Genomic DNA, 26,979 nt, shown 5'->3' with positions numbered 1-26,979 from the left:
ACCGGGGAGGGGCTTTGCCCCTCCCCCTTTGGTCCTTATTCCCGGTCAAAATAGGTGAGCTTGGGGTACTTGTTGGCCCGCACCTCGTCCAGCCGCCGCACCGGGGTGGTGTAGGGAGCTCCCTCCAGCCACTCCCTGGGCTTTTGCAAAAGCTCCCCCAGGGCCTCGGCGAAGGCCTCGAGGGTCTCCTTGCTCTCCGTTTCCGTGGGCTCGATCATCAGGGCTTCCTTGACGATCAAGGGGAAGTAGACGGTGGGGGGATGGAAGCCCATCTCCAAAAGCCCCTTGGCCAGGTCCAGGGTGCGGAAGCCCTGGGGGGGCTGGGCCACGAACTCGTGCATGCAAGGGCCGTCGTAGGGCACCTTGTACCCCTTTTCCTTGAGGAGTTCCTTGAGGTAACGGGCGTTGAGCACGGAAAGGGCGGCCGCCTTCTTGAGGCCCTTTAGCCCCAGGGTGCGGATGTAGGCCCAGGCCCGCACCAAGGCCAGGAAATTCCCGTAAAAGCTCCGCACCCGGCCGATGCTCTTGGGAAGGTCAAAGTTCAGGTAGAAGCCCTCCTCGCCCCTCTCCACCGTGGGCACGGGGAGGTAGGGAGCCAGGTGGGCTTTCACCCCCACGGGCCCCGAGCCCGGCCCACCCCCCCCGTGCGGCACGGTGAAGGTCTTGTGCAGGTTCAGGTGGACCACGTCGAAGCCCATGTCCCCCGGCCGGGCCCAGCCCATGATGGCGTTCAGGTTGGCCCCGTCGTAGTAAAGCTGCACCCCGGCCTCCTTGCTGACGCGGGAGATCTCCAGGATGCGCCGCTCAAAAAGGCCCAGGGTATTGGGGTTGGTGAGCATGATGGCGGCCACGTGGGGACCAAGCTCCCGTTTCAGGGCCTCGAGGTCCACCTCCCCATCCGGCCCCGAGGGTACCTCCTTCACCTGGTACCCCGCCATGCTGGCGGTGGCGGGGTTGGAGCCGTGGGCGGAATCCGGCACCAGAACCAGCCGCCTCTCTTTCCCCTCCCCCCGGTCCTCGTGGTAGGCGCGGATGATGAGGATCCCGGTAAGCTCCCCGTGGGCTCCGGCGGCGGGCTCAAGGGTGATGGCGTCCATGCCCGTGAGGGCCTTCAAGTACTCCGAAAGCTGCCACATGAGCTCCAGGGCCCCCTGGACGGTCCTGGGATCCTGGTAGGGATGCAGGTCGGCGAAAAGCCGCACCGCCTCCTCGTGGAGCTTGGGGTTGTACTTCATGGTGCAGCTACCCAGAGGGTAGAAGGTGGTGTCCACCCCCACCTGGCGGCGGGAAAGCCCCGTGTAATGGCGCACCAGGGTGAGCTCGTCCACCTCGGGAAGCCGGGGTGGGGCCTTGCGCAAGAACTTCTCCGGGATGTAGCGGGTGGCCTCAGGCGTTTCCTCCACCAGCCTCAGGCCCCGCCTTCCCGGGCGGCTTCGCTCAAAGATCAAGGGGTAGCTCATGCCAACACCTCCCGCATGGCCGCTTGTAGGGCCAAAAGGTCCTCCTCCCGGTGGAGCTCCGTGGCGGCGAAGAGGGCGAGGTTCTCCCCGTACTCCTTCGGCACCGGGGTGGCGGCGTGGAAGCCCCTTGCCGCCAAGGCCTCCCGCACCGCCTGGGGTTCCTTGGGAAGCCTGAGAACAAACTCGTTGAAGAAGGGCTTTGGGGTGAAGGGCTCCACCCCCGGGATCTCCAAAAGAATCTCCCAGAGGCGGTGGGCCATGGCCACGCTTTGCAGGGCCACCTCCTTAAGCCCCAAAGGCCCCAAGGCCGCCAGGTACATGGCCCCCATGAGGGCGGTGAGCTGGGCGTTGGTGGTGATGTTGCTCTTGGCCTTGGCCCGGCGGATGTACTGCTCCCGGGCCTGGAGGGTGAGGATGTAGCCCCGCTTCCCCTCGGCGTCCACGGTTTCCGAAACCAACCGTCCGGGCATCTGGCGCACGAAGGCCTTCCGGGTAGCCAGGTACCCGAAGTGGGGCCCACCAAAGCCCATGGGCAGGCCCAGGGTCTGGCCATCCCCCACGGCGATATCCGCCCCATAGGCCCCCGGGGGCTCCAGAACCCCCAGGGAAAGGGGATCGGCCACCGCCACGAAAAGCGCTCCCACCCCATGGGCCCTCTCCGCCAAGGGGGCGAGATCCTCCAGGGCCCCCAGGTAGTTGGGGTTTTGCGCCACCACCGCCCCCGTGCCCTCGGGCACCTCCCCCAAGGGGGTGCGGCCCTCTTCCAGGGGCAGGGTGATGAGCTCCGCCCCCACCGCCTCCAAATAGCTCCTGAGCACCTCCCGGTACTCCGGGTGCACTCCCTGGGAAACCAGGACCCGCATCCTTCCCGTTTCCCTCAAGGCCAGAAGGACCCCCTCCGCCAGGGCAGTGGCCCCGTCGTACATGGAGGCGTTGGCCACCTCGAGGCCCGCAAGCTCCGCCACCATGGTCTGGTACTCAAAGGCGGCCTGCAAAACCCCCTGGCTTACCTCCGGCTGGTAGGGGGTGTAGGCGGTCAAAAACTCCCCCCGGCTCGCCAGGGCCTGGACCACGGGCGGGGTGTGGTGGCTACGAACCCCACCCCCCAAAAAGGCCTTAAAGGCCGGCTTGTTTTTCCCCGCAAGCCGCTTGAGCTCCTCCAGCACCGCCCACTCCGGCAAGGGCTCGGGCAGGGAAATCTCGGGGTTTAAAACCTCCTTTGGCAGGTGCCGGTAGAGGTCCTCGAGGTTTCCGGCCCCCACCCGTTCCAGCATGGCCTGGATCTCTTCCTCGGTATGGGGCGTGTAGTCCATAGGATCATCCTTAAACAAAACCCCCGGGCCATTTGACCCGGGGCCACAGAAGGGCTCTGCCGCCCGGCTAAGGACATCCGGGCACCCCAAAGCCCCGAGCTCGCCATACCGGCCGCCTTACCCTTCGCTCTCCAAGACCTCCTGGTAGCCGGCGGCATCCAGCAGGTCATCCAGGTGCCCCATGTCCAAGGGACGGATGCGGAAGATCCAGCCCTCCCCGTAGGGGTCCTGGTTGATGAGCTCCGGGGTCTTCTCCAAAGCGGTGTTCACCTCCACCACCTCACCCGATACCGGGGCGTAGATGTCGGAGGCGGTCTTCACGCTCTCCACCACGGCCACCGCCTCGCCCTTCTCCACCTTGCGCCCCACCTCGGGTAACTCCACGTACACCACGTCCCCGAGCGCATCCTGGGCGTAGTCGGTGATGCCCACCAAAACCGTGTCCCCTTCGGGCAGGGCCCACTCGTGGGTCTTGGTGTAAAAGCGGTCCTTGGGTATGTCCATAGCGCCTCCTAACCCCCGCTATTTTAGCGGCACAAAGGGCAATGGGCTAAGGGAAGCCCCCGCCTTGCGCCCCCGAACCTCCACAAAGAAGGGCTCCTGCGCCTCCTTCTCCACGTAGGCCAGGGCGATGCCCTTTTCCAAGAGGGGAGAATAACCCCCGCTGGTCACCCGGCCCACCGCCCGGTCGCCGGAGTATACCCTATACCCCTCCCGGGGAATCCCCGCCTCCAGCACCAGGCCGATGAGTTTCTCAGCGCACGGCGTGGACAGCATCGCCTCCTTGCCGTGGAAATCCTTCTCCTTCTTCACCACCCAGGCCCAGGGGGTGCACAGGGGGTTGGTGTCGTCGGTAAGCTCGTGGCCGTAAAGGGGAAACCCCGCCTCCAGCCTCAGGGTGTCCCGGGCTCCCAGGCCCGCAGGGGTCGCCCCCGCCTCCAGAAGGGCTTCAAAAACACCTTCCACATCCCCCGGGGCCAGGAACAGCTCAAAGCCATCCTCCCCCGTGTACCCGGTGCGGGCCAGGCGGGCAGGCCGGCCCGCCACCCGGGCGCTGAACACGTCGTTCTTTTTCCTTTGGGAAAGGTCGGCGTCGGCCAAGCCCTGGAGGAGGGAAGCCGCCTTGGGACCCTGCAGGGCCAGGAGGGCGGTTTCCTCGGAGAGGTCGGTGAGCTCCACGGCAAAGCCCCGGGAGAGCTCCTTCAGGTGGGCGAAGTCCTTGGCGATGTTGGCGGCGTTCACCACCATGAGGTACTCCTCCTCGGCGAGCCGGTACAGGTAGATGTCGTCCACCACCCCCCCTCGGGCGTTGGGGAGCATGGAGTACTGGGCCCGGCCCACTTTTAGCTTGGCGGCATCGTTGGCCGTGGCCCACTGGAGGAAGGCCAGGGCCTCCCTGCCCTGGATGAGGAACTCCCCCATGTGGCTCACGTCGAAAAGCCCAGCCCCCCGGCGCACCGCCAGGTGCTCCTCCACGATGGAGGTGTACTGCAGGGGCAAAGCGTAGCCGGCAAACTCCACCATGCGCCCCCCGTGGCGCAGGTGGGCTTGGTAAAGCGGGGTCTTCTTCATGGCAAGCCCCATCCTACTAAAAGAACTCCCTCCTCAAGGCCTCGGCGGAGTTGTCCTCCAGGACCTCCTCCCGCTTGGTGGCCCAGGCCGGGAAGGGAAAGCGCACCAATAGGGGCACGGGGATCTCCGGCTGGTGCAGGATCACCATCCCCTGGGGCAGGATCAGAGCCCGCTGGCGGAAGGAGGTGGGAAGGTAGCGGTACTCGGGCCGCTCGGCCTCGGCGGCATCCAGCCTTCCCACCACCCGGATGGCGGCGTTGCCCACCACCCTCCGCTCCACCTCGCTGGCGGTCTGCTGGGCCCCGATGAGGATCACCCCTAAGGAGCGGCCCCGTTCGGCGATGTCCAGGAGCACGTCCTTGATGGGGCTTTCCTCGTCCCGGGGAGCGTACTTGTTGAGCTCGTCCAGCACCACGAAAACCCGGCCCCGGTACTGGCCCCGCTCCTTTTTGGCGAAGAGGTCGGAAAGAAGGCTCCCCACCACGAACATCTGGCCCTGGGGGGAGAGCTTGGCCAGGTCCACCACGTGGACCTGTTCCCCTCCTTCCAGGGGGTCCGGGGGATTGCCCTTGCGGTCTCCCCGAACCAGGTGGCCCACGTTCTCCACGCTTGAACGGAGGCGCCGGACAAAGGCCTCGAGGGTCCCCCGGGCCTGGCGGGCGACCCAGGTCCGGTCCCCCTCCCCTTCCCCCGTCTCGGGGCCCAAAAGCTTGTACTCCAGGTAGCGCACCAGGTCGGCGAAACTTTTCAACCGCACCCTGCCCAGGTCGTCAAAGGTGATGTCCTCGGGAAGCTCCCCTCCGGGCCAGTCCGCCACCAGGAGGTGGGGCCCCTTCTGCCCCTCCGCAAGCCGCCTCAGCTTCTCCGTCACGTGGGCCACCAGGAAGCCCAGGTTGGTGAGGGCCCCCTTATCGGTGAAGAGGAAGGGGAGAAGCCCCTTCTGGGCAAACTGCACCAGGTCCCAATGGTAGGCCTTCACCCCCTCCAGACGGGTTTCCACATCGGGGAGAATCCCCTCCTCTCCCTTCTTGGGCGGGGCCAGGAAGCGCACGCTCCCAAAGGGGGTGGGGGGAAGGCCCAGGCGGCGGTACTCCTCCTTGGCCTCCTCGGAAAGCCTTAGGTTCGGCTTGTCCAGGAAGAGGAGGTCCTCCCCCTTCACGTTGAAGAGGAGCACCCGGGCCTGGTGGGCCTCCTCGAGGACCCCGCTTTCCAAAAGGCTTTTCAGGAGGAAGGTGGCGTAGCTGGTCTTGGCCGCCACCCCGCTGATGCCCGAGATGTTCACGTGCCCCCCCTTCACCCCGTTCAGGAACTCCAGGTTCAGGTAGGCCACCTCCCCGCTTTTTAAAAACCCCGCAGGAAGCTTGGTGCTTCCCCTTTGGTTTTTCATGGCGTCGTAGTAAAGGGCAAGCTCCAGGTCCTCCCCCCGGGCCAGGTACACAGCGGAGCCGGGATCGGGGGGGAAAAACTCCTCGGGCACGATGCGGGTCACGCTCACGTGGGCCACGTAGGCCAGGCTCACGGGGATCTTCCCCTGCACCGCCAAGAAGACATCGGTGTCAAAGCTTTCCCCCTCGTGGGCCTTGGCCACCAGGTCCACCATGCCGAAGTAGCGCACCTTGCCCACCTTGGGGTGGAACCCCTCCACCACCACCAGGTCGTCCAGGCGCAGAAGGCCCTCCCCCTCCACCCCCACCCAGAACTCCAGGGGGGTGGCCTCCCGCCTGCCCAACACCACCCCGATGCGCTCCATCAACCACCTCCCTGATCCGCCGACAGGCTATCCTGGTGCCGGGCAAGGATGCGGGCCACCACCTCGCGGCTCCCCATCCTGCGGGCCAGCTCCCGCTCAAGCCCGCCAACGGGCAGAAGGTTCTGCGGGGCCCTGGGGTCCTTCACCGGGTGGGAGGCTAGGGCGGGAAAGAGGCTTAAGGACAGGTCCGCCAGGGCGCCGAAATCCCCCTGTAGCGGGGTTTCCACCCGCAGAAGCCCGCTTTCCGGCGGGCGCACCCCCTCCGGGGGCAGGGGCAGGCGCAGGTACCAGCTGGCCAGTTCCTGTCCCTTCCGGCGCACCCTAAACATGGGGGTGCGCTCCCCGGGCTTCAGGGTGGAGAGGAGGGCTTCCCTGTCCTCGGGGAGGTAACGGGCCCAGTGGGTCTTGATGTACCCCAAAACCGGGCCCTGCCGCCTTAAGCGCACGGGACCGTCCACCACGAGAAGGCCTCCCGTGAGGGCTCCGGCCAGCTTTTCCTCCAAGAGGGTCCTGGCCTTCCGCAAACCCTCCTGAAGGGCCGTGAGGACGTCCCCCGGGCTTGGAGGGCCCTCGAGGGGCAGGGGTTCGTACACCAGCTCCCCCAGGCGCAAGGCCTCCTCCAACCCCACCCCCACCCGGCGCACCCTGGTTTCCAGCAGGCGCATATTCCCTTGCTGATAAACCACGGCGCCGGCGGCCACGCATCCCAAGAGGGCAAGCCTCCTCCCGTCGGAAAGCACCGCCTCCCCCCGCTCCCGGCCGTCCACGAAGTAAAGGGGCTCGGGCCAGGGCACCGGATCAGCCCTTCTGGCCTCCCATGGCTCCTCCAGGGGCTGGAAGCTGGCAGGGTAGCCCTCCTCAGCGCCTTCCGGGGCCCCAGGAAGAACTTCCCCTGCCGTGCCCTCGAGGCGGGAAAGATCCAGGGCGTAAAGCCGCCAGGCCATGCCCTTAGATTACCGGGGCCGGGCGGTAGGGGAGGTACTTGGGCTCCCAGAAGCGGCTACGCACGAACTCCATAAGCCCCTTGAAGGAAAGGCCCTTCACCCGTTCCTCCTCCGCCACGCCCTCCTCGAGGGCCTTCTGCATCACCCGGGCCGCCACGTAAGGGGAAACCTCCCTCAGCCGGGAAACCGGGGGGTAAAGGAGCTCGGAGAAATGGCCTTGCGTGTAGTCGTAAAGGGCGTAGGCCGCCTCCAACACCATCCCGTCCGTCACCTCCCGGGCCCGGGCCAACACCGCCCCCAGGCCGAGGCCCGGGAAGATGAAGGCGTTGTTCCCCTGGCCGATGGGGATGGTCCGCCCCATGTAGCCCACCGGGGGAAAGGGACTTCCCGCCGCCACCAGGGCCCTTCCCTCGGTCCAGTAGATGAGGTCGTCGGGAAGGGCCTCGGAGGCCGAGGTGGGGTTGGAAAGGGGAAAGATCACCGGGCGAGGGGTGTTTTCCATCATGGCCCGCGCCACCGGCTCGGTAAAGCTTCCCCCCTGGCCGGAAAGCCCAAGAAGCACGGTGGCCCGGGCGTTGCGGATGGTTTCCAAGAGGTTGGGGTAGGAACCCGCAAACTCCCACCCGGCGATGCGCTCCCGCCGTTGCGCGTAGGGTCGCTTGTAAGCCTCCATGCTCCGGCCTTCCACCAGGAGGCCCTTGGAATCCAGCACCAGAACCCGGGCCCGGGCCTCCTCCTCGGAAAGGCCTTCCCGCTTCATGCCCTCCCGCAAGGCCCAGGCCACCCCGATGCCCCCGGCGCCCGCCCCATAGATCACGACCACCTGGTCGGAAAGCTTCTCCCCCTTCAGACGGCAGGCGGAGAGCACCCCTGCCAAGGCCACCGCCCCTGTGCCCTGGATGTCGTCGTTGAAGGAGGGCACCACCTTGCGGTAGCGCTCCAGCACATTAAAAGCCGCCTCCTTGGCAAAGTCCTCCCACTGGATCAGGGCCTTGGGGTAGCGCCTGCGCACCGCTTCCACGAACCGGTCCAGGAAGCGGTAGTACTCCTCGCCCCTCAGGCGCTTGTGCCGCACGCCCAGGTACAGGGGATCCGTGAGGAGGTCCTCCCGGTCCGTGCCCACGTCCAGCTCCACGGGAAGGGTCTTGTCAGGTCCCACACCCCCTGCGGCGGTGTAAATGGTTAGCTTCCCGATGGAGATGGCCATGCCCCCATACCCCTGGTCCCCGATCCCCAGGATGGCGGAGGAATCCGTGGCCACGATCAGGCGGACCTCCTCCAGGGGAACATTGGCCAGGGCCTCCTCGAGGCGGTCGATGTTTTTGGTGCTGGCGGTGAAGCCCCGGGGGTACCGGTAGATGTGGGAAAACTCCCGCACCGCCTCCCCCACCGTGGGGGTGTAGAGGATGGGCAGCATCTCCTCCAGGTGATCCACCAAAAGGGCGTAAAAGAGCACCTCGTTGCGGTCCTGGAGGTGGCGTAGGTAGATGTGTTTTTCCAAAGAGCTCTGGATAAGACGGTAGCGGCGGTAGACCCTCTCCTTCTGCTCCTCGAGGGTGTTCACATGGGGGGGAAGAAGGCCCTCGAGGCCCAGGGCTCTCCGCTCCTCCTCGGTGAAGGCCGTGCCCTTGTTGAGGAGGGGAAGCCTCAGCAGAAGGAAACCGGAAACATAGGGCTCCAGGTAGCGCTCGCCTCGCTCATCCCGCTTGACATCGTAATAGCGGCTAACCGGCATAGCCCTATTCTTCCACTCCCCAGGCCGTAAGGCTAGGGTAGGAACGTCCTGGTCGGGCCAAGTCCACACGAAAGGATAGGACGGGCACATGGCTCTCGGCGACAGAAAACCCTCAAGGGGTTTGCCAGAGGCCAAGGATGGAAACTCACTCACAGCCGGAAAACCTTGGGCGGAAGCAGGGCTTTAAGCACCATCCCCCCGGGCACAGGGTTCCCCTCCAGCCAGGCCACACCTCCCTTCTTCAAGGGGAAGCGGGCCCCCAGGGGCTCCCGGGCCGAGGCCCCCATGAAGTCCCCCAGGAGAAGCCAAGCCAGGAGGGTGGAAAGGTAAGGCTCGTGTCCCACCAGGGCCACCCGGCCCTGATGGGGTATCTCGGCCAGGAGGGCTTCCGAGGGAGGGGCCGCCAGGAGGGGAGTTACCCGGGTTTCCCCCTGCAGGAGGTCCGCCAGGAGCTCGGCGGTTTCCAGGGCCCGTCGCTTGGGACTGGTGAGGATCAGATCCAGCTTGACCCCAAGCCCCCGAAGGCCCCGCACCACCTTGCGGAACCGCCGAACCCCCCGGGGTGCCAAGGGACGAAGGTGGTCCGCCTTCTCCCCCTCTCCCTCGGGAGGCAGGGCCAGGGCATGCCGTACCAGGAGGAGCTCCATTGGGACATTATCTTCCCCACACCACCTCGAGGGGAAGCCCGAAGGCCTCCTGGAAAAGCCCCCCTTGCTTCTCCGCCTCCAGGCGCTCCACCCACGGGTCCTCCTCCGCCTCCAGGGTCAGGCGCACCCTCTCTCCCAGCTCCACCCGCACCCCCTTCACCCGGCCGGAACGGGTACGCTCCAGCATCTCCGCCAGGCGAAGCAGGGCAGCCAGGCGCCAAAGCCTCTTGCCATCCCCCCGGGCCATGAGGTTGCGGTAGCCTCCCAAAGAAGGCTCCCCGCGCCGGTGGTAGCGCACCAGGAGGGCCAGGAGAACCTGCTCCCGGTGGGGTGTTCCCAAGAGGGGCTCGGAGAGGACCAGGTAGGCCCCGTGCTTGTGGTGCTCGTGGTAGCCCAGGTGCATGCCGATGTCGTGAAGGTGGGCGGCCTCCAGGAGAAGGCGCTCCTCCTCCGGGCCGTAGCCGTGCAGGGGGGAAAGGCCACGGTACAGGGCCAAAGCTAAGGCCTTCACCCGCTCCCGGTGGTCCGCCCGAAAGGGATAGCGGCGGAAGAGGTTCTCCACGGCAAAGGCCCGGGGGTCGGGGAGAAGGTGGGGCGAGGGCAGGAGGTGCTGGAAAAGGGCACCCTCCCGGATCCCCATCCCGCTCAGCCAGAGGCCCGGGGCCCGGGTATGGCGCAGCAGGGTGCGGAGCAGCACCAAGGTGGCGGGAAGGGTCCGGGCCCGGTCCTGCTGGAGGCCAGGAAGCTCCGAACGGGCCTTCAAGCTCAAGCTCAGCACGTCCTCGTAAAGCTCCTCCACTCCCTCCCGGGGCAGGTAGTAGCCGTGCACGAAATCCAGGGGATAGCCCCGCCTTTTCTGGTGCAGGCGGGCCACCGCCCGGACATTTCCCCCCAGGCCCACCACGGGCAGGCCGGGCTCCAGGGGCAGGGCCTCGAGGTGGGCCATCACCGCCTGGACCAGGGCCCTCACCTCGGCCCTGGCGGGCGGGTCGGAAGCCAAAAACCCCTCCGTGAGGCGCAAAGCCCCCAAGGGAAGGGCCCTGCCCCACAGGAACCGACGCCCCTGCATGCGGGAAACCTGGGCACTCCCCCCACCCTGGTCCACCACCAAGGCCTCCTCTAGGGTCAGGGCGTTGGCCACCGCCAACACCCCAAGCCGGGCCTCCTCCTCCCCGGAAAGGAGCTTGGGGGAAAGCCCCAGGGCCAGGGCCTCCTCCAGGATCTCCCGGCCGTTTTCGCTGTCCCGGATGGCGCTGGTGGCCAGGATGCGCACCTCGTCCGGGGCCACCGCCCTGAGAAAGTCGGCAAAGGCCCTCAGGGCCTTCTTTCCCCGCTCCAGAGCCTGGGGGCTAATCCGCCCCCGGCTAAGGCCCTCCCCCAAAGCCACGGGCTCCCGCAACTCGTCCGCCAGGTGAAAGGAAAGGCCAGGCTCGTATTCGTACACCACCAGGCGGAAGGTGCCCGAGCCCAGGTCCATGATGGCCAGGGAACGGGGCTTGACCTTGTTCTGACTTTCGCCGGGCGTAATCTTTAACAAATGCACCTCCTACCCGAGGCCAGCTGGCTACAGTTTAACCGCCGGGTCCTCCTGCAAACGGAGCGGCCCGATTTCCCTCTTCTGGAGAGGATGCGTTTTCTGGCCATCTGGAACCGAAACCTGGACGAGTTCTTTGCTGCCCGCATCGCCAAGCCCTTCTGGGAAAAGCGGGGGAGCCCAGCCCACCGGGCCTTGCTGGAGGAAGCCTACGCCCAGGCCAGGCTGGCCTGCCAGCGCTATCAGGCTTTGCTAAGGGAGGCCCGTCCCCGCCTCGAGGTCCTGGAGCCCCCGGATCTGGACGAGGAGGACTGGCTTTACTTCCGGGTTTACCTGGCGGAGGTGGTGGCCCCCCGCACCGACCTCATCCCCTGGGAGGCTGCCTCCGACCTTTCCCACGGAGCCCTCTACTTCGCCTCGGAGGACTACCTGGTGCGCCTGCCCCAGGATCTTCCCCGCCTGCTCCCCGTCCCCGGGCGGGACGGAACCTACGTGCGCCTGGGAGCCCTGATGCGGGCCCGAAGCGACCTCTTCCTGCCGGAGCCTTCTCCCCTTTACGAGCTCAGGGTGCTTCGGCTTCTGGAAAGCGAGCGGGCCCGGGCGGACTGGGACGAGCTGGCCCAGTCCCTGGAGGGGCGTCAGGAGGGGATGGCCACTTTGCTGGTGGTGGAGGAGGGTTTCCCCGAGGCCTGGCTGGAAGCGCTCCGGGGAACCCTGGAACTTACCCCGGAGGAGGTCTTCCTCCTGCCCCCACCCCTGAACCTCACCCTGGTGGAAAGGCTGGTGGCCGAGGGCCCTAGGGAATGGCTCTTCCCGCCCCTGAAGCCCGAGCGGCCCCGGGGCTTCCTGAAAAAGCCCCTGGCCCACCTGGACCGCAAGGACCTCCTCCTCTACCACCCCTTTGCCGATTACGCCGCCGTGGAGCGCTTCGCCCAGGAAGCCCTCTCTCTCGAGGTGGCTGAGGTCTGGGCCACCCTCTACCGCATCGGGGAGGAGAACCCCCTGGCCGAGGCCCTCATCCAGGCGGCGCGGGCCGGAAAAAAGGTGCACGTGCTCCTGGAGGGTCGGGCCCGCTTCGACGAGCTTTTGAACCTCCACTGGTACCTGCGCTTCCTCCGGGCCGGGGTGGAGGTGCTCCCCCTACCCGAGCGCAAGGTGCACGCCAAGGCCCTTCTCCTCCTCACCCACCAGGGAAAGGGATACGTCCACCTGGGCACGGGCAACTACAACCCGCAAAACGGGCGCCTTTACACCGACTTCTCGCTTTTCACGGGGCGCCTCGAGGTGGTGCGGGAGGTGCACAGCTTCTTCCAGGCCATGCGGGCCAGCCTTCCCGGGGAAGGGCTGGGCGGGCTGGCCGCAAAGCAGGCCTCGGAGGTAGTAAGCCCGGGTGAAACTGGCCTCGAGGCTTCTTTGGCCCTCTCCCTCCTCAGGACCGGGGAGGCCATCCGCAACCTCCTGGTGGAGGAAATCGCCAAGGAGGCCCACCCCAAGGGCCGGGTAATCCTGAAGTTCAACCACCTCACGGATCCTGCGGTCCTCCAGGCCCTGGTCCAGGCCGCCGAGGCAGGGGCCCGGGTAGACCTCCTGGTGCGGAGCACCCTCACCCTCCTCCACCCCGCGTTCCGGGCCAAAAGCCTGGTGGGGCGCTTCCTGGAACACGCCCGGGTGGCCGCCTTCCGGGCCGGAGGAGCCTGGAGGGTTTACCTCACCAGCGCGGATGCCATGCCCCGGAACTTCCAAAGCCGCTTTGAACTCCTCTTCCCCGTCCTGGACAAGGAAGCCAAAAAGCAGGTCCTCCGGGTGCTCAAGCGCCAGATCCGGGATAATCGGAATAGCTTCCTCCTAACCCCTAAAGGCGAGGAACCCCTTTGGGGAGGCAACCAGGATGCGCATCGTTGGTAGGGCGTTTGTGGGCGAGGTGTTGGGGACGTTGTTTCTCGTCCTCCTCACCGTGGGAAGCGCCGCCAATGCGGTCCTACAGCCCCGGCTTTCCCCGGGGGCCTACGGCTACGACTCCCTGGCCCTGGGCTCGGGCCTGGCGGTGCTGGTGGGGGTGCTGGCCAGCCGTTCCCTTTCGGGGGCCCATCTCAACCCCGCGGTCACCCTGGCCCTGGCTGCGGGCCGCCTTTTCCCCTGGCGTCTCGTGCCCCTCTACCTGGTGGCCCAGTTCCTGGGCGGATTCCTGGGCGCTCTCGGAGCCTTTCTCGCCTACCGGGAAGGCCTTCTGGCCCAGGGGATGCCCAACGTGTTCAGCACGGGACCCGGCTTTTTGCGCACGGAACCGGAAGCCCTCTACGCCTGGACTGGCCCGGCGGTGGCGGAAACCCTGGGCACCTTCGCCCTCATGAGCGTGATCCTGGCGGCGGGCAAGGACGGGCGCATGGTGGCCCTCTGGCTGGCCCTCACCGTGGCAGCCGTGGGGTACGGCCTGGGAGGACCTGGAGGCTTCGCCTTGAATCCTGCCCGGGACCTTGCCCCCAGGTTTCTGGCCTGGATCCTTGGGGTAGAGGGCGCAGCCAGCCCCTACCTATTGGTCCCCGCCTTCTTCCCCATCCTGGGAGCCCTGGGGGCGGTGGCCATGTACCGGGCGCTGGATAGGTAGAAAGCATCTTCCCCCCTCGCTACCGAGGGGGGAAGTTTTGTGTTCTCTTCGTGGTGGGCGGCGTAGGACTTGAACCTACGACCTCTCGCGTGTGAGGCAGTCGCGATACGCTTTACCGTGTGATGGGACATACAGGAACGGTTGTCTTCATCATTACTTCCGTTTTGAATAGCATCGGAAGATGAAATCTTGCCCAGATTCATTAGCCCTCAAATGAGCCCTCAAGTACTTAGAAATTTTTGAGATATTCTCAGGTTTGCTACTTTGCCTCTTGTCCACCGATGGGGAAAAGAGTGGGCTAAAGGCTGACCGTAAGCACCCCCTTTACCATGTGAACGCAAAACCCCTCCTGGAGCTATCTGCATCATCCTAGATATACGATGCCCACAAGTTACGGGGATCGCCCCTGACCAGGACACGCGACCTCCAGACTATACGACCACGATCTGTTAGCATCGGCGCCAAAGAGGAAAAGGTGAAAAAGGCCAAATCCCTACCACCCCAGGTGAAGTTCCAGATAGCCCTGGAAGTGCTCAAGGGCGAGAGGAGCGCAGTGGAAATTGCTCGGGCGTATGGCCTTCATCCCAACACCGTCTACAAGTACCGGGATGAGCTTTTGAGCAAGGGCCCCTCCCTCTTTTCCGACGACACCCAGGAGAAGGAGTACGAGAGGAAGATCCGGGGGCTGGAGCAGCTCATCGGCAAAAAAGAGGTGGAGATCGCCCTCCTAAAAGAGCCGAACTTACGATTCGCGTGACCCTAGGGCAGGGGAGGTAGCGAAGATGCCTCTGGGAGAGCGCATCGCCTTGCCCAGGCGTCAGCCGCCAGGCTAGGTTGTAGCCCTGGCCCAAGGACTGGCTCCCCTACCCAGGATCCTAAGTGCTCTGGACATCCCCCGGCCCACCTGGTACTACTACCAGCGGCAGAAGGTGGGTCAGCCGTAAGGTCTAGGTTCCAGCAGACCGGCGGCGGCGGGAGGCGGACCAGAAGGCCGTGGCCCTGATGCAGGAGGTTCTCGGGGAGCACCCCCGTACGGATACCCCCGGCTGGCGCAGGAACTCCGGCGCTGGGAAGTGGTCATCAACGAGAAACGCATCCACCGGTTACTCAACGAGTTCCACCTGGCCTTGGGGCGTAGGGTTCGCGTCACGCGAAGCGTACCTTGTCCCCCAAGCCCAATCCCCTGCTGGAGATCGTTCTGTTGGCTGGGGAACGGGCCGACCTGCGGGCCTTCCGCTTTGGGGCCCCTACCCCAAATGAACCCCCTGCGGGAGCGGGAGCCAGAGCCCTTTGGGCTCTAGAACCTACGCTTCGCGTGATGTACAGCGACTTTACCCTTCTTCCCTACCGGGAAGTCTGGTTCCTGCCCATCCTGGGTCAGCCGCAGGCTATCGTGCTCATACCACGAGGGTGGTTCTGGCCTAGGGGGTGTTTCCTTTTCCCACAGCGGAGGCAGCCCCGGAGGTGTGAGAGGAGGCCAAGACCTTTCTCCAGAGGGGGGTGGGAAAGTACCCCGGGTCATCGTCCACCACGACCAGGGGCGAGCTTTTTTAGCCACGAGTGGGTGGGGTAGTTGCTTCTTGGGGATGACCAAAGGGTTCCAGAACATGTTCCCTTTGGAAAGCAGACAGCCTGATGGAGCCGCGGGGAAACCCGGTGGTGGAGTCGTTTTTCTCCCGCTTCAAGGGGGAGAACCGGGATTTTATCTTGGAAGGGAATGACCTGACGGAGCTGAAGGGGGTGATAGGGGAAAGGTTGCGATACTACCACGAGGAACGGCTTCACTCGGGGCTCGGATACAGGACACCCAGGGAAGCCTTAGCGGAGGCTCGTAGAACCTCACAGGGAGGAGGCTAGAGAGTACAAGATTGGGGGCGCAAGCCCCTGGTGCAGGTGGACACCTTGATGGTGACCCTGGGGCCTGGGGAGGTGGTGCGGCACTTTTCGGCGGTGGACCTGTTTACCCGGTATGCCCTGGGGGAGGTGCATAGCCGGGCGACGGCGAGGCTAGCTGGGGAGTTCCTATCCCGACTGGTGGCCCAGGCTCCTTTTCCCATCCGGGCGGTACAGGTGGATGGGGGTAGCGAGTTCATGGCGGAGTTTGGTCACGGGCGAAGCCCGTACATTTGCAGAGGCGTGCCAGGGCCTGGGAATCCGGCTCTTTGTGCTGCCCCCACGGAGCCCGAAGCTCAACGGGCACGTGGAGCGGATGCAGCGCACCTTCCGCGACGAGTTTTATACCCTGCCCTTGCCAAGGGGGCTTGTGCGCCTGCAGGCCGAGCTGGACGCTTATCTGGCGTACTACAACCACCGCAGGCCCCACATGGCCCTGGGGGGGCTGGCGCCCCTGGAGTTCTTGGCTAAAATGCAAGCGGAGTCGGTCCCCCAGTCTCAGATGTATTGACCGATTACAAACTCTTGACACGACCTCAGACCAGGATATATAATGATAGAAAGGAGCGTGAAAAAACCATGAGCGCACCGACCAGGGATATTGGAATTGTTGTTAGTAAGGTTGGCGAGCTGGCGGTGACGGGGCTCCCATGCTTCATGTACCATGACCCCTATCACGAGCGCTTTGTCAACTATATCCGCTTACTGGTGGCCCAGAACCTGCCTGTTCTGGTCCGTCTGCATCCGGGGTGGAACTACCCTATGGAGGAGGACATCCTCCGGAAGGAAGTCGACCGCACTGGGCACGCGGTGCTGGTGGTGGGCTATGACGACGCCGCCGAGGAATTCATCCTTCTCGACCCGTGGGATCAAAGCCACTGGGGGGGAAGCAGGGGCGGAGAGTGGCGTATCGGCTACCGTGAACTTGGCCTCCTTGCCGTGGACTGCACTAGAGACGCTGTGATTACCGGTGTCTTGCCGAATGTGGAAATCCAGTTCGACGGCGTGGATGCACTCCAATGCAACGTCACGTATTCTTGTCCCGAGCCTCTCTTCCGGACCTTTATTGCAGAGGAGGCATTCCTGACGCTGACCGTGCCAAAAGGCTTGCAGCTGGACACGGACGGGGACCAGATAAGCCTTGGCCAGCTGCAGCCGGGGGAAACACGCTCCGTGGTTATTCCCGTGATCTTGGAAGACCCTGTAAACGGCGAGATTACGGCAGAGATTGATCTTGTCATCCGCTCCCTCTGGTTGCGAGACTGGAAGGAGACCATCCGGGTCGTCTCCCGTCATCGTATCACTGCTATTGAGCGGGCCATGGTCTAGCCAGGTAGCGCATAGCCTTACCGTATCCCCTATTCCGTCATCTCACGGAGGCCATGCTTCCTCAAACACTAGCCTCTGCGGGGGCGTTTTATGCATAAAGCCATCGCCACCTTGAAGGCCTTGAAGGCTAGGTTAGGGCTAGTACTTCTCACCCGAGAACTCCCATTCTCGTACTTTTTCATCAGCAGGACCCTGTCCCGCATTGGCGAGAATGTATTCTCCATCGCCGTCCCGTGGCTGGTGTTTCAGCTGACGGGCAGCACCCTACAACTCGGACTGGCCTTTGCCCTCCAGGTTGTCCCTTCACTGCTGCTAGCTCCCTTTGCTGGCGTTTACGTGGACGCCGCTTCCAGAAAAAGAGCGATGCTCGTTTCGGAGGGTTGCCGGGCACTGCTCGGTCTGGCTGTGACTGGGCTGTCCCTCCTGGGTAGCCTCCAGGTGTGGCACCTGTATCTCGCGGTGGTGGCCCATGCGGTCACCGCCAGTTTTCTTACCGTGGCAGCCGGGGCTGCTATTCCGGCCCTCGTGGACCAGGTTGACTTAACGCGCGCCAACGCGCTCATCAGGTTGAGCCGCAACCTGTGCGACATCTTGGGCAAGGTCATGGCCGGCCTACTCTTGGCCTGGCTGGGCCCGGCGTACACGTTCCTGGCGAATGCCGCCTTGACTTTCGCGTCCGCGGCTCTGTTGTTGCCGCTCCGGGGCATAGACGGGGGATCCCCAGTGGTGCGGGGCTGGCGGCCAAGGGTACTACAGGACTTTGTGAGTGGAGTGGGTATCCTGCGCCGCCACAGCGCGGCTGTGCTTGCCATGGCGGATCTGGTGGTGATCAACGTCGGTATTCCGGTCCTGGCAATAGCCCTTCCCGTCATTTCTGAAGAGGTCCTGCGCCAGGGTGCCGCTGGCTATGGGCTCCTCACCGGAGCGATGGCGCTCGGGGCCATCGTTGCCACCCTGATAGCCGCTCTGCTGGTCGGACGCATGGACGAGGGCCGATTGTCTGGGCTTGCCACGGTCCTGTTCGGCCTCCTGGTTGTTTCCCTGGGCTTCGTGAGGGCACTGGAGTGGGGGCTGCTGGCGATGACGCTTATCGGTCTGACGGCCGAATTGGTTTCGGTCTACACCTCCAGCATTCTGCAGCGGACCCTTCCTTCGGATGTCCTGGGCCGGGCCTTTGCTGCCCAGTTTACGGCCCTACGGATCGTCCCCGCGGTCGTGTTCCTGAGTGCCGGTTCTGTTCTCCAAACGTTCGGCGTGCAAACGTTCTTGATCGTGGGGGGTTCTATAACTGTTCTCATCGCGGCGCTCTTGCTCCAGCTCAGGGTGCGGGGTGCGCGAGAGAAAAACCGATGAGGTGGGGTTCCAATAGGGCCATCCGGGTTGGGGAGAGACTGCGAGGAGAAGCTACAAAGAGGAGGTGATACAAAGATGAAGCTGCGGTGGATCCAGTACATCCAAGGAGTCCCACGGTATCCTGTTCTGGCTGGCGACAAAGTCATGATCGTGGCATATAACCGGACGGTACACCAGTACGAGGTGATGGCCTGCCGCTCCCACGACGGGGAGCTCAGGTGGAAGTTAGCTCTCCCTGCCGGCGGCTACGGACGTCCAGCAACGGACGGATCGAGGCTTTACATGCTCTGGGGCCAGTCCGGGTTGGCTGCCCTAAACGTCGAGAACGGAGACCTGCAGTGGGCATGGAAAACACCGTGGCGGATCAGGAGCGGCCCGGTTCTTTTTAAAGACATGGTCTACCTATGTGCTGGAGACTCTATCATCGCCGTCAACAAAGAAGATGGGCGGGAAACACGAAGGTTCCAGGTGGGGCGAACATTTCTGTTCGGCAACCCCTGCGTCTCCCTTATTGACTCCCATCCTTTGTTGTTTGTCTTGGGTGCGGAACCGTCAAACAATTACCTGTACTGCGTCTCCCTAGACGACACGGGAGCACCCGTCAGTCTTGAGTGGAAACGGCCAATTGGTAAGACCGGAGTTGTGTCGTCGGAAACGGCCGGACCTGCCGTGGGCGCCGACCGTATCGTGATCGGATCGCTCGACGGCACAGTTACCTGCTTCGCATGCGCCACGGGGCAGGTATTGTGGACAGATCACGTGGGGGAGGTCACGATTCGCAGCGCTGCCTTTACGGATGGGGAACGTGTCTACGTCACCACACTCGGGGGCTCCATTCTCGCTTACAGCCTGCACACGGGGGCCCGGTTGTGGGAGCGGCAATTGTACGCGGAGGGGATCTGGGCCCCTCCAGCCCTGGCGGCTGGACTTCTGATCGTCCTGGGTGGTGGTGTCCTCGAGGCCATCGACCCGTCCAACGGGTCGTCCGTGGCACAAGTTGCGGTGGGTCATGGCCCCTACTCCGCCCCCGTTCCCTCCGGAACTCATGTATTCGTGGGCGGTGGGGATCCCCCGTTCACGGGCTATCTCTTCGCGGTGGACCTGGCGGTGGCCGATCCCACCAGCATGGCGGACCAAAACCTCGCCGATCTTGAAATCCAAGCTAACGATTGGGAAATTCAGATTTCCTTCCGGGTTCCACCTTTGGTTACAGACCTCTGGCTCGATGGACGGCCCCTGGGGGCGGATGCGGTGATTCGTCCTGTTCGTCGGGCAGATCGGGCTTACTTTCGCATTGCGCTCGCCCCCGGCAAGCGCATCGGAAAGTACGCCCTCCCTGTGGCACTGTGGCGCCAGGATAAGCTCATCTGGAACACGATTCTCGTCGATCTCGGAATGAACCGTGGGCCTACATTGGGGTTACCTCAGCAAGCGCGGGTCTCACATCTCATCTTTGAGCCCCAGGCCGAGCCAACTGCCAGCGGTGCTGCCGCGTTGTCGATGCTGCTTGGGCATTTTGGGCTGAAGGTGTCCCAGCAGCACGTCAAGGAGATGGCGGACTATCTGGTGGAAACGTGGCAGGTGGACCCACACCACAAGTGGTCTGGCGTGGCAATGCGAATTTCCCACGCAGGCGCCCGCGATGTGCGAGCTAAGAAGCCGTCGTAAAGGTCAACGGGAAAACTCGCCTCGATTTTACATGGCCCCTAGGATCCGCTTTTACCTCCCCCGCCCTCAGCCAGGCCCTTAGCCCCTGCAGTAAGCCCATCACCCGGGTGTCCACCAGAAGGCTCAGGCCCAGGGCGTGCAGGTAGATAGGGAGGCGGTAGATGGGGTAGAGAGAGACTTCCTTCCCCAGCGCCTCCGCCACCCAGCGTTGCAGCTTGAGCCCCGTCCACAAGCCGCCTTCAGGCGGGAGGCCTTGGCGGTAGATGAGGGCCTGCAGAACCCTCTCCCGTTCTTCTGGGGTCAGCTTTGGCGGTTGTCGTGCCTCCTATCCGGGAGGGCCTCGAGGCCCTCCCGGTTGTAGCGGGCCACGGTGGCGCAAACCCAGCGGGAGGTATGGAGGGCGATGGCGGCCACCTCCTGGGCGGTGAGGCCCTGCTTGGCGTGGTACGCCGCCAGAGCCTTCTTGATCCGTTGCTGGAGCTGGGGGAGGGTCAGGTGATCAACGACGGTCATGGGGGTAAAAAGGGTATCACCTACCACGCCACCCAGGCCTGGGCCCAGGATCTCTTTCCCGAGCCCCCGCCTTCCCACCAGTCCCTGGTCTGGTTTGCCCACCGCTACCTGGACGAGGCCATGCTGGAGGCCCTACTGCAAAAGCTCCGGGCGAGACCTGAGGAAAGGCTTTCCCGGGAGGATGAGGCGGGCCCTTTCGCCTAAGGGACACCACGGGGCTTCCCTACCGAAGCAAGGACCGCCTCCCCCGGTGGCGCAGGGGACAGGAGGCGCGGCGGGTGCGAGGGCATGGGAGGCTCTGGGCCCTTGCCCGATGGTGGAGGGGGCTAAGGCTTCTGGTTCTGGAGGGGGTTTGGGTGGGGCCAGGGTATGCCTCGGACCCCCGGCTTGGGCCGAGGGTTGCGGCGGTTTGGTCGGGAGGGTGGGGTGCTTTTGGGGGACGCGGGATTTGACGGGGAGGAGGTTTGGCGGGTGGTGAAGGGGCTTGGGGTGCGGCCCCTGATCCGGTTGCGGGAGAAGGGGGAGGTCCGGGATGCAGTGCGGCGTTGGGCGGCTTTCCACTGGGAGGATGCGCTGTATCGGTTTCGTGGAGTGGTGGAGGGGGTGTTTGGGGGGATGAAGAGCCGGTGGGCCGGGGGCTACTTGATGGAGCGCAAGCCCTCTTCGGCGATGAAGCGGATCTTCCTGGAGGCCATCGCCTATGACCTCCGGATCCTCCTTACCCTCACCCCTGTTCCCAAGGGGTTCAAGCCAATTTACTAGGCAAGCCCAGGGGGCCTGAGCCCGGACAGAAACATGTGAGACTCAACATGTGAGACTCTAGAGACCCGGGATGGGATAAAAAGGAGGGGGACCGACTCCGAAAGGAGGTCCCCCAAGCGCAGCTTGCCACAGTTAGCAAAGAGGTCATAAGAGGGGCCAAGCTCGCCTTCCAGCTCGCCGAGGCTCAAGCCGGCGACCCCAAAGTCAAGGAACGCCTGCGCAAGCTCAAGCAGGTGGAGACCCTACGCCGCCACGGGGTGGACTGGGAAGAGGTCCAGGACCTGGTGGGCCTCAGCCGGGCCACCTACCACCGTTGGAAGAGGAGGCTCAAGGAAGAGGGGCTCAAGGGTTTGGTCCCCAGGTCCAGGCGCCCCAAACGCTTGCGGCGGAAGCGACACTGGACTCCTGAGCTTCTCCTGAAGGTGGAGGCTTTGAGGAAGGAGGGCTTTGGGGTGACTCAAAACTTGCACTTATCCATCCCTCTCAACCCTATGCAACCGGGGCACTTGAAAAGGGCTGCGGGTTTCCCGTCTGATGACGGGTGCCATGCCCACAGCCCAGTACCTACTCTCGGCCATCCTAGCCCTTCTGCCAAGCCCCCACCTCCAGGAGTCCCTCGAAGCCCTCCTCCTCCTGCTCTTGCAGGGCCACGGCAAAGCCAGACCCCAGCACAGCCAGACCAAGTCCCCCGCAAGGTGTTTCCCTCACGGGAAAGCAGCCGCCCTCTCCCGCTTCTTCAACCGGTATGCCTGGCCCACCCGCACCCTCATCCGCCTCGCCCGAAGGGAGGCGGAAAGGGCCCTGGACCGCGCCAGGCCCAGACGGGGTCCCAAGCCCAGGCTCCTGGTGGTCCTGGACCTGGTCACCCTGGAGAAGCGGGGCCTCCTCAGGGCCCTGCCTCTCTCCTTCTTCCACGGCAAGTGGGGCCTCCACCTGGGGGTGGTCTACCTGGTCCACGGCGAGCTCCGCATCCCCTGGAGCTACCGCGTATGGCGGGGCAAGGGGGAAAAGAGCCTCTCCCTCCTGGCCCTCAGGCTCTTAGCCTCCCTGCCCCCTTGGATGCGGAAGGCCTTCCGGGTGCGGGTGGTGGCCGATACCGCATTCGGCACCATCCGGTTTTTGCGGGGGGTCAGGGAGCTGGGATTGGAGGCGGTGGTAGGGATGCGGCGGTTTAGCATCGAGCACTTCTTCAAGGCCATGAAAAGCGAGTTCTCCCTGGGTCAGTTTGGGCAGCGGACAGCTTTGGGGGTGCACCGTTTTCTGGTGCTTTCCCCCCTGGCCTACCTGCTGGCCCACTGGGTAAAGCTGGCCTCTGAGGAGAAAGGGTGTACCTGGTGGGAGGCGGCGAGACGGCTCTTTCCTGAGCCGGTGGCCCTGATCCTTTCGCGCGAGCTCTCGCTCCTGGGGCTCTGGCCTCCACCTCCAGGGAAAGGGGTAGAAGATGCGTGTTTATGCAGGATATGCGGGAGGTGCAAGTTTTGAGTTACATGACCAGCGTTTTGGCCAAGAGTTCGCGTGCCAGGTTTAAGGCCTTATTCCTAGCTTTCAAACTTCAATCGTGGCCCGTGTCCGAAACTTTGAAAAAACAGAGCTTAAAGGCCTCATCTTGTCAAAACTGTTTTCGCCAGCTTCCTCTTGGAGGTGCTATAACGTCGACGGGGTGATGGGCAGTGATGAAGCCTGACGAGCTCGCCAAACGGCTGGGTATAGGTCGGACCCTGGCCTACCGGATCGCCCGGGTCTATGGCATCCGTATTGACCGGAAATTGTTTGTACCTGACTGGGTAGCAGAAGCCCTGGAAAAGGGGATATCCCCTGAGGAGGCCCGCCAGGAGGTACTGGTCGCCTTCCGAAAGAACAAGTAGGACACCCTCAGTTTTTGGAGCCCAGAGCCCTTTGGCCCTAGGCTCCCTTTAGTTTCCCTCACTAGTCCCAAAGCAGGAGTTCCCGAATCCAAGTGCGCCGCACCAGGCGGTAGCCTTCCCGTTTGCCCAGGGTCCAGAAGCTCGCCCGGCGGTATGGGGTTTCGCATGAGGCCAGATACTGCCCTGTAGAAGCATCCAGGGCCACGGTGGGGGCTCCGTAGCGGTCCCAGCCGTCGGCGATACGCTCGGCCAGGGTGTCGGCAATCCACTCCCGCAGTTTCAACACGGCATCGGTTCCTCCGTGTTCCACCGCCGTTAGGACCTCGTCGGGGAGGAGTCGGGTGAGCATCTGGGCCTTTCCCGAGGCGATATAGGCGAAAAGACCTTGGGCCAGAACGTCCAAAATCATAATCCTCCCCTCTTCATCTCCAGCCACTCCCCCACGGTCCGGGGGGGTTCGTCCCGCCACACGCGAACGCTGATGCGGAGGGGGCTCCTGGGCCAGTCCTCCAGGGCTCTCCGCCAGGGGGGTTCCTTCCACTGGCCGCTGGGGTCCCGCAGGTGGCGATCTCCCCATAGGCGTTGCACCCGGCGGCGGATCTCGTGGATCTGCTCCCACACCCCGTGAAAGAGGGGTAGGGTCCCCAGCATGCGCAGGTGCCCCACCAGCCGGGGCCAATCGCCCCGTTGGGTCCAGTGGAGGGCCTCCTCCAAAAGCTCCTGGAAAAAGGCCTCCTCCACATACCAGGTCCAGCGCTGGCGGTCTGGGTCCCGCTTCAGGACATAGGTGGGCCGCCACGCCTCTCGCCTCCAGGCCACCCAGGTGAGCGGGTGGCGGGGGTCGTTCACCCGGTGCATGTTCTCCCCAGGAAGTTTCTGGTTTCCCAGAAGGACCAGGGGCCACCGCCCACCCCGGGGTTCAGGTCCCAGGACCAGGTAGGCCACGGGAAGGCCGGCCTCCCTCCGGGCGTGCCGGCCCATAGCGTTGATGAGGACCCTGTGCCGCTCATGCAGCTTGGCTATGGCCACCAGGATCCGCTCCTCGGGGGCGGTCTGGACGGAGTGCCAGGAATAGCCGCCCCGGGACACCTCCCGGAGGATGAGGCTCAGAACTGCAGTTTGGGACCGCGGGAGGAGATACGCCCTGGGAATCTTGTATTTGTCCGATGCTTACATTGTGTTTCAAAGAATTTGACCTCTTCATATGAGGTTCCTGTAGCGCGCATTTTGTCCTTTCCTTCGGGGGCTGACTATAACAGACGTGACCTCAACCCGGGTGGAGCCGGGGCCGGACAAGTACCCATTCCCCTGTGGCAGCAGGGGGGTGGGGAACGCCGGGGAAGCCGCATGCCGGGGGAAATCCTGGCTGGTGCGGCACTCAACGCGGCGCGGGGCGGGAACCGCCCTTCGACCGCAATCCATAACCCCTAGGGATAGGGGCGCACTGATGTTGGGCGACGCGGAAAGGGTCGTAGAGGGGGAAGGGGAAACCCGGAAACCTCTGCGGCTGGTCCAGGGAAAGAGGGCGCGAGTCCCCCCCACGGGGTAGCCCGAACCCATAGGGCTACGACGTGTGCAGGGCGCGGCGGTGTTGAGGGTGTCGTGAGGCACCAGGCCCCTGAGGGAGACTGGAGGGGGCGCTACCTCCCGGACAATGGGAGGGGCACACGATAGCTAGCCGCGAAAGGGGTGGGTGAAACTCCCACTCTTCCCTGAACCTGGCCGCCTGGGGACCTGGGTCCGCTTATCCTGTCCGGAGTAGGCCGAGCTTCGGAACCTCGTAGGCTGAAAGGACGCTATATGGGGTGAGCGGATCCGTGAAGGCGGGAACCAGGATGTACCTGGACCTAACGCGGGAACCTCCTGGACCCCTGGGGCACAGGGCTGCCACCCTGCCAGGGGTTTAGGGTGTGGGGAGTACCCGGACGCGTACGGAGGCGAAGACCTCCCGAGGCGCTGGCGAAAACCCACCCGTGCAGGAGGGGGAGACCGGGCACGTACGACGGGGAATGGCTGCATGGGGGGCCCCGTACCCCATGCGGTGCACGAACCCGCCTGGGCAACCAGGCTAGGAAAGCCCGGACCGGCTTACCCTGCCTTTTCCAGAGGTGGGGGGCCTCGGCTCCACTAGGGGGTGGGGGTTGTTCCCCACCCCGACAACCGGCTAGAGGATCCGCAGGGGGCCGTGGAAGTGCCCTCGGTGGATGCGGAAAACCACAGGATGCCTGGGGAGGCCTGACGGTCCTAGGGGTGAAACCAGATGGGCTAGCAGGTGAACCAGGTGGCCACCTAGGGGGCCATGGCCCTAGGGGGATGGTCCAGCCCTACTGGACCAGCCACGGTGCCCACGGCCACACAGTGGGAAACCCGCAGTGGGCAGTTAGCTGCAAAGGAGGAAAAGGTCTTGGAGGAAAAGGCCTTGAGTGTAAATGCTAGGGCGGATGTAAGTGCCTGTGCCCACGGCTGGGATACGCTAGCCGGACAATAGACAGAGGGAAAGGGAAATGAATGAATAGGCCCCCACTTTTAGTGGGGGGCTTCCCTTTTCGAGTCCCCATGGGGGTTTGTGAACCAGGGTCACGGTATACTCGAGAGCATGTCCAGATACCAAGGCGGGAAGGAGGTAAAAGATGCGGCGTAGAGGCAAGGGAGGGGGATCCACCTACTACGACCCCCACGGGGACCGGTGGGTGGCAGAGTTGAAGTGGGTGGACGAGCTCACCGGGAAGGTGGTCAAGGTCAGGCGGTATGCCCCCACCCGCAAGGAGGCTGAGGCCTTGCTGGGAGAGTTAGCCAGTCAGAAGGCCAGGGGGCTTCTCCTCTCCCCCACCCGTCTCACCCTGCGGGAGTTTGCCCTGGAGTATCTGCGGCGCAAGGAGCGGGAGGGGGTACGGCCCAACACCCTGCGCCTCTTGCGGTTGGAGTTGGGGCTGGCCCTGCCCTCCTTGCGGGATCCCGGTCTGCCGGATCCCCTGGGTCGTATGCCCCTGCAGCGGGTGGGTCCCGCCCAGATCCGGGGGGTGGTGGATGGTTTGGTGGGGCGGTATGCCCCCAGGACGGTGCGCAAGGTGCTAGGCCATCTGAAGGCCCTCTTTCGGGAGGCGGTGCATCTGGAGCTGGTCCCCAGGAACCCCGCGGAAGGGGTGCGGTTGCGTTTGAGGGAGGAGGAGAAGGTGGCCCGGGCCCTGGAACCGGAGGAGGTGATCCGTCTCCTGGAGGAGGCGGAGCGGGGGCGGAGTCGGGAGATGGCTTTGCTCCTTTGGCTTCTCCTCTCCACGGGTCTGAGGCGGGGGGAAGCCTTAGCCCTTCAGTGGAGGGACCTCGACCTGGACCGGGGGGAGGTGCGGGTCTGGCGTGCCTGGACCAAGGTGGACGGCAGGGGGGCCTTCACCACCCCAAAGACCTCCACCGCCCGGCGGGTGGTGCCCCTTCCCCGGGATCTCCTCCTGCGGTTGCGGGCATACAAGGAGGAGTTCCTGGCGAAGCTGGCCCCGGAGGAGGTGGAGGAGCTTTTCCTCTTTGGCGGAGACCGGCCTTTTGATCCCGATGCCTTCAACCACTACCTGCGTCGGCTGGCGGAGCGGGCGGGGTTGGGGCGGGTGAGGGTGCATGACCTGCGGCACACCTGGGCCACCCTGGCCCTCTCCCGGGGGGTGCCCCTGGAGGTGGTGAGCGAGCGGCTGGGCCATGCCTCCCCTACCATCACCCTGAACGTGTACCGGCACCTGCTGGAGGAGGAGCGGCGGGGGTATGTCTTGGAGCTCGGGGAGCTTTTGGGGGGTCCGAGGCCCAGGCCGCAAGCCTGACCTCATAAGCCCTCAAATGAGCCCTCAAAGCATCTTCCCCCCTCGCTACCGAGGGGGGAAGTTTTGTGTTCTCTTCGTGGTGGGCGGCGTAGGACTTGAACCTACGACCTCTCGCGTGTGAGGCGAGCGCTCTTCCGCTGAGCTAGCCGCCCCCAGGCCTTTTGCAGGGTAGCATGGGCCAAGGAGGCCTGTCAAGCAAAGGTCCTGACCTTCCTCTGACAAGGCTCGGG

24 protein-coding genes, 1 tRNA gene and 3 pseudogenes are annotated in these 26,979 nt (G+C 64.5%); 15 read left to right on the top strand and 13 right to left on the bottom strand.

Features of this window, described 5'->3' with window-relative positions; genetic code table 11:
• Positions 1-35 precede the first annotated feature (35 nt).
• The 9 genes from gcvPB to KQ693_RS06310 form a co-directional block, all read right to left on the bottom strand.
• Positions 36-1,460 carry an aminomethyl-transferring glycine dehydrogenase subunit GcvPB gene (gene gcvPB / locus KQ693_RS06350; protein WP_267262288.1) on the bottom strand — a complete coding sequence of 475 codons (1,425 nt, stop codon included), beginning with the start codon at positions 1,458-1,460 and terminating at the stop codon, positions 36-38.
• Positions 1,457-2,773 carry an aminomethyl-transferring glycine dehydrogenase subunit GcvPA gene (gene gcvPA, locus KQ693_RS06345; RefSeq protein WP_267262287.1) on the bottom strand — a complete coding sequence of 439 codons (1,317 nt, stop codon included), beginning with the start codon at positions 2,771-2,773 and terminating at the stop codon, positions 1,457-1,459. The genes gcvPB and gcvPA overlap by 4 nt, the downstream gene beginning before the upstream one ends.
• Before the next feature lie 117 nt (positions 2,774-2,890).
• Positions 2,891-3,277: a glycine cleavage system protein GcvH gene (gene gcvH / locus KQ693_RS06340; protein WP_015716597.1), complete on the bottom strand. Its 387-nt coding sequence runs from the start codon at positions 3,275-3,277 to the stop codon at positions 2,891-2,893.
• A gap of 18 nt (positions 3,278-3,295) precedes the next feature.
• On the bottom strand, positions 3,296-4,345 hold the full coding sequence (gene gcvT, locus KQ693_RS06335; RefSeq protein ID WP_267262286.1) for a glycine cleavage system aminomethyltransferase GcvT: 1,050 nt from the start codon (positions 4,343-4,345) through the stop codon (positions 3,296-3,298).
• 16 nt (positions 4,346-4,361) lie between these two features.
• Positions 4,362-6,095 (bottom strand): ATP-binding protein, encoded by a 1,734-nt coding sequence (locus KQ693_RS06330; protein ID WP_015716595.1) that lies wholly within the window; start codon positions 6,093-6,095, stop codon positions 4,362-4,364.
• Complete coding sequence (locus KQ693_RS06325) at positions 6,095-7,039, bottom strand: DNA double-strand break repair nuclease NurA (RefSeq protein ID WP_267262285.1); 945 nt, start codon at positions 7,037-7,039, stop codon at positions 6,095-6,097. Before KQ693_RS06325 ends, KQ693_RS06330 begins: the two co-directional genes overlap by 1 nt.
• 4 nt (positions 7,040-7,043) lie before the next feature.
• Positions 7,044-8,774, bottom strand: a complete 1,731-nt coding sequence (locus KQ693_RS06320) for an NAD-dependent malic enzyme (RefSeq protein ID WP_267262284.1) — start codon at positions 8,772-8,774, stop codon at positions 7,044-7,046.
• A gap of 149 nt (positions 8,775-8,923) precedes the next feature.
• On the bottom strand, positions 8,924-9,421 hold the full coding sequence (locus KQ693_RS06315) for a SixA phosphatase family protein (protein WP_267262283.1): 498 nt from the start codon (positions 9,419-9,421) through the stop codon (positions 8,924-8,926).
• A gap of 7 nt (positions 9,422-9,428) precedes the next feature.
• Entirely contained in the window at positions 9,429-10,958 is a 1,530-nt protein-coding gene (locus KQ693_RS06310; RefSeq protein WP_267262282.1) for a Ppx/GppA phosphatase family protein, read from the bottom strand.
• Here KQ693_RS06310 and KQ693_RS06305 point away from each other — a divergent pair, their 5' ends adjacent.
• The 9 genes and pseudogenes from KQ693_RS06305 (at position 10,959) to KQ693_RS06275 (ending at position 19,803) form a co-directional block, all read left to right on the top strand.
• Positions 10,959-12,860, top strand: coding sequence for a polyphosphate kinase (locus tag KQ693_RS06305; RefSeq protein WP_267262281.1), 1,902 nt, complete (start codon positions 10,959-10,961; stop codon positions 12,858-12,860). It abuts the gene before it with no gap.
• Positions 12,844-13,560: an MIP/aquaporin family protein gene (locus KQ693_RS06300; RefSeq protein WP_267262280.1), complete on the top strand. Its 717-nt coding sequence runs from the start codon at positions 12,844-12,846 to the stop codon at positions 13,558-13,560. Before KQ693_RS06305 ends, KQ693_RS06300 begins: the two co-directional genes overlap by 17 nt.
• 475 nt (positions 13,561-14,035) lie before the next feature.
• Entirely contained in the window at positions 14,036-14,317 is a 282-nt protein-coding gene (locus KQ693_RS06295) for a transposase (RefSeq protein ID WP_267262279.1), read from the top strand.
• A 316-nt stretch (positions 14,318-14,633) separates the two neighbouring features.
• Positions 14,634-14,861: a hypothetical protein gene (locus KQ693_RS12975; RefSeq protein ID WP_416376371.1), complete on the top strand. Its 228-nt coding sequence runs from the start codon at positions 14,634-14,636 to the stop codon at positions 14,859-14,861.
• Positions 14,862-15,195: 334 nt separating this feature from the next.
• Positions 15,196-15,417, top strand: coding sequence for an integrase core domain-containing protein (locus KQ693_RS12970; protein ID WP_416376370.1), 222 nt, complete (start codon positions 15,196-15,198; stop codon positions 15,415-15,417).
• A 27-nt stretch (positions 15,418-15,444) separates the two neighbouring features.
• Positions 15,445-15,984 (top strand): annotated as a pseudogene (locus KQ693_RS06290) (integrase core domain-containing protein); the annotation flags it as partial.
• Positions 15,985-16,032: 48 nt separating this feature from the next.
• Complete coding sequence (locus KQ693_RS06285) at positions 16,033-16,782, top strand: C1 family peptidase (RefSeq protein WP_028493938.1); 750 nt, start codon at positions 16,033-16,035, stop codon at positions 16,780-16,782.
• Between the two features lie 90 nt (positions 16,783-16,872).
• Positions 16,873-18,135, top strand: a complete 1,263-nt coding sequence (locus KQ693_RS06280) for an MFS transporter (protein ID WP_028493939.1) — start codon at positions 16,873-16,875, stop codon at positions 18,133-18,135.
• Between the two features lie 75 nt (positions 18,136-18,210).
• Entirely contained in the window at positions 18,211-19,803 is a 1,593-nt protein-coding gene (locus tag KQ693_RS06275) for an outer membrane protein assembly factor BamB family protein (protein ID WP_038032562.1), read from the top strand.
• A 300-nt stretch (positions 19,804-20,103) separates the two neighbouring features.
• Here the strand turns inward: KQ693_RS06275 and KQ693_RS06270 are convergent, their stop codons facing one another.
• Positions 20,104-20,316, bottom strand: coding sequence for a helix-turn-helix domain-containing protein (locus KQ693_RS06270; protein WP_015717267.1), 213 nt, complete (start codon positions 20,314-20,316; stop codon positions 20,104-20,106).
• Between KQ693_RS06270 and KQ693_RS06265 the strand changes: the two genes are divergently transcribed.
• The 5 genes and pseudogenes from KQ693_RS06265 (at position 20,299) to KQ693_RS06245 (ending at position 22,943) form a co-directional block, all read left to right on the top strand.
• Complete coding sequence (locus KQ693_RS06265; protein WP_015717266.1) at positions 20,299-20,520, top strand: hypothetical protein; 222 nt, start codon at positions 20,299-20,301, stop codon at positions 20,518-20,520. The genes KQ693_RS06270 and KQ693_RS06265 overlap by 18 nt on opposite strands.
• Positions 20,508-21,078 (top strand): annotated as a pseudogene (locus KQ693_RS12965) (transposase); the annotation flags it as partial. The gene KQ693_RS06265 and the pseudogene KQ693_RS12965, both read left to right, overlap by 13 nt.
• A gap of 146 nt (positions 21,079-21,224) precedes the next feature.
• Positions 21,225-21,521: pseudogene (locus KQ693_RS12960) on the top strand (helix-turn-helix domain-containing protein); the annotation flags it as partial.
• Positions 21,522-21,624: 103 nt separating this feature from the next.
• A complete protein-coding gene (locus tag KQ693_RS06250) occupies positions 21,625-22,560 on the top strand; it encodes a transposase (RefSeq protein WP_416376369.1) in 936 nt (311 codons plus the stop codon).
• 191 nt (positions 22,561-22,751) lie between these two features.
• Positions 22,752-22,943, top strand: a complete 192-nt coding sequence (locus KQ693_RS06245) for a hypothetical protein (protein ID WP_267262277.1) — start codon at positions 22,752-22,754, stop codon at positions 22,941-22,943.
• A 61-nt stretch (positions 22,944-23,004) separates the two neighbouring features.
• Here KQ693_RS06245 and KQ693_RS06240 read toward each other — a convergent pair whose 3' ends face one another.
• Both KQ693_RS06240 and KQ693_RS06235 read right to left on the bottom strand, forming a co-directional pair.
• Positions 23,005-23,352, bottom strand: coding sequence for a hypothetical protein (locus KQ693_RS06240; protein WP_267262276.1), 348 nt, complete (start codon positions 23,350-23,352; stop codon positions 23,005-23,007).
• The gene (locus tag KQ693_RS06235; protein ID WP_267262275.1) at positions 23,349-24,032 is read right to left on the bottom strand and encodes a hypothetical protein; all 684 of its coding nucleotides are present in this window, start codon (positions 24,030-24,032) and stop codon (positions 23,349-23,351) included. Before KQ693_RS06235 ends, KQ693_RS06240 begins: the two co-directional genes overlap by 4 nt.
• Positions 24,033-25,573: 1,541 nt before the next feature.
• Here KQ693_RS06235 and KQ693_RS06230 point away from each other — a divergent pair.
• Positions 25,574-26,749: a tyrosine-type recombinase/integrase gene (locus KQ693_RS06230; RefSeq protein WP_015716383.1), complete on the top strand. Its 1,176-nt coding sequence runs from the start codon at positions 25,574-25,576 to the stop codon at positions 26,747-26,749.
• Positions 26,750-26,826: 77 nt separating this feature from the next.
• Here KQ693_RS06230 and KQ693_RS06225 read toward each other — a convergent pair.
• A tRNA-Val gene (locus KQ693_RS06225) sits at positions 26,827-26,901 on the bottom strand.
• Positions 26,902-26,979 lie beyond the last annotated feature (78 nt).

The organism is Thermus brevis (assembly GCF_026427635.1).
GTDB lineage: Bacteria > Deinococcota > Deinococci > Deinococcales > Thermaceae > Thermus > Thermus antranikianii.
The sequence above is the reverse complement of the archived record's forward strand: the minus strand, read 5'-3'. Positions and strand labels throughout refer to the sequence as shown.

Excerpts from the sequence above, each read along its gene's own strand:
- KQ693_RS06250 (WP_416376369.1), top strand. The coding sequence starts at position 21,625 with ATGCCCACAGCCCAGTACCTACTCTCGGCCATCCTAGCCCTTCTGCCA.
- KQ693_RS06315 (WP_267262283.1), bottom strand. The coding sequence starts at position 9,421 with ATGGAGCTCCTCCTGGTACGGCATGCCCTGGCCCTGCCTCCCGAGGGA.
- KQ693_RS06240 (WP_267262276.1), bottom strand. The coding sequence starts at position 23,352 with ATGATTTTGGACGTTCTGGCCCAAGGTCTTTTCGCCTATATCGCCTCG.
- KQ693_RS06285 (WP_028493938.1), top strand. The coding sequence starts at position 16,033 with ATGAGCGCACCGACCAGGGATATTGGAATTGTTGTTAGTAAGGTTGGC.
- KQ693_RS06300 (WP_267262280.1), top strand. The coding sequence starts at position 12,844 with ATGCGCATCGTTGGTAGGGCGTTTGTGGGCGAGGTGTTGGGGACGTTG.
- KQ693_RS06230 (WP_015716383.1), top strand. The coding sequence starts at position 25,574 with ATGCGGCGTAGAGGCAAGGGAGGGGGATCCACCTACTACGACCCCCAC.
- gcvPB (WP_267262288.1), bottom strand. The coding sequence starts at position 1,460 with ATGAGCTACCCCTTGATCTTTGAGCGAAGCCGCCCGGGAAGGCGGGGC.
- KQ693_RS06320 (WP_267262284.1), bottom strand. The coding sequence starts at position 8,774 with ATGCCGGTTAGCCGCTATTACGATGTCAAGCGGGATGAGCGAGGCGAG.
- gcvH (WP_015716597.1), bottom strand. The coding sequence starts at position 3,277 with ATGGACATACCCAAGGACCGCTTTTACACCAAGACCCACGAGTGGGCC.
- KQ693_RS06275 (WP_038032562.1), top strand. The coding sequence starts at position 18,211 with ATGAAGCTGCGGTGGATCCAGTACATCCAAGGAGTCCCACGGTATCCT.
- gcvT (WP_267262286.1), bottom strand. The coding sequence starts at position 4,345 with ATGAAGAAGACCCCGCTTTACCAAGCCCACCTGCGCCACGGGGGGCGC.
- KQ693_RS06270 (WP_015717267.1), bottom strand. The coding sequence starts at position 20,316 with ATGACCGTCGTTGATCACCTGACCCTCCCCCAGCTCCAGCAACGGATC.
- KQ693_RS06280 (WP_028493939.1), top strand. The coding sequence starts at position 16,873 with ATGCATAAAGCCATCGCCACCTTGAAGGCCTTGAAGGCTAGGTTAGGG.
- gcvPA (WP_267262287.1), bottom strand. The coding sequence starts at position 2,773 with ATGGACTACACGCCCCATACCGAGGAAGAGATCCAGGCCATGCTGGAA.
- KQ693_RS06325 (WP_267262285.1), bottom strand. The coding sequence starts at position 7,039 with ATGGCCTGGCGGCTTTACGCCCTGGATCTTTCCCGCCTCGAGGGCACG.
- KQ693_RS06330 (WP_015716595.1), bottom strand. The coding sequence starts at position 6,095 with ATGGAGCGCATCGGGGTGGTGTTGGGCAGGCGGGAGGCCACCCCCCTG.
- KQ693_RS12970 (WP_416376370.1), top strand. The coding sequence starts at position 15,196 with ATGGAGCCGCGGGGAAACCCGGTGGTGGAGTCGTTTTTCTCCCGCTTC.
- KQ693_RS06245 (WP_267262277.1), top strand. The coding sequence starts at position 22,752 with ATGAAGCCTGACGAGCTCGCCAAACGGCTGGGTATAGGTCGGACCCTG.
- KQ693_RS06305 (WP_267262281.1), top strand. The coding sequence starts at position 10,959 with ATGCACCTCCTACCCGAGGCCAGCTGGCTACAGTTTAACCGCCGGGTC.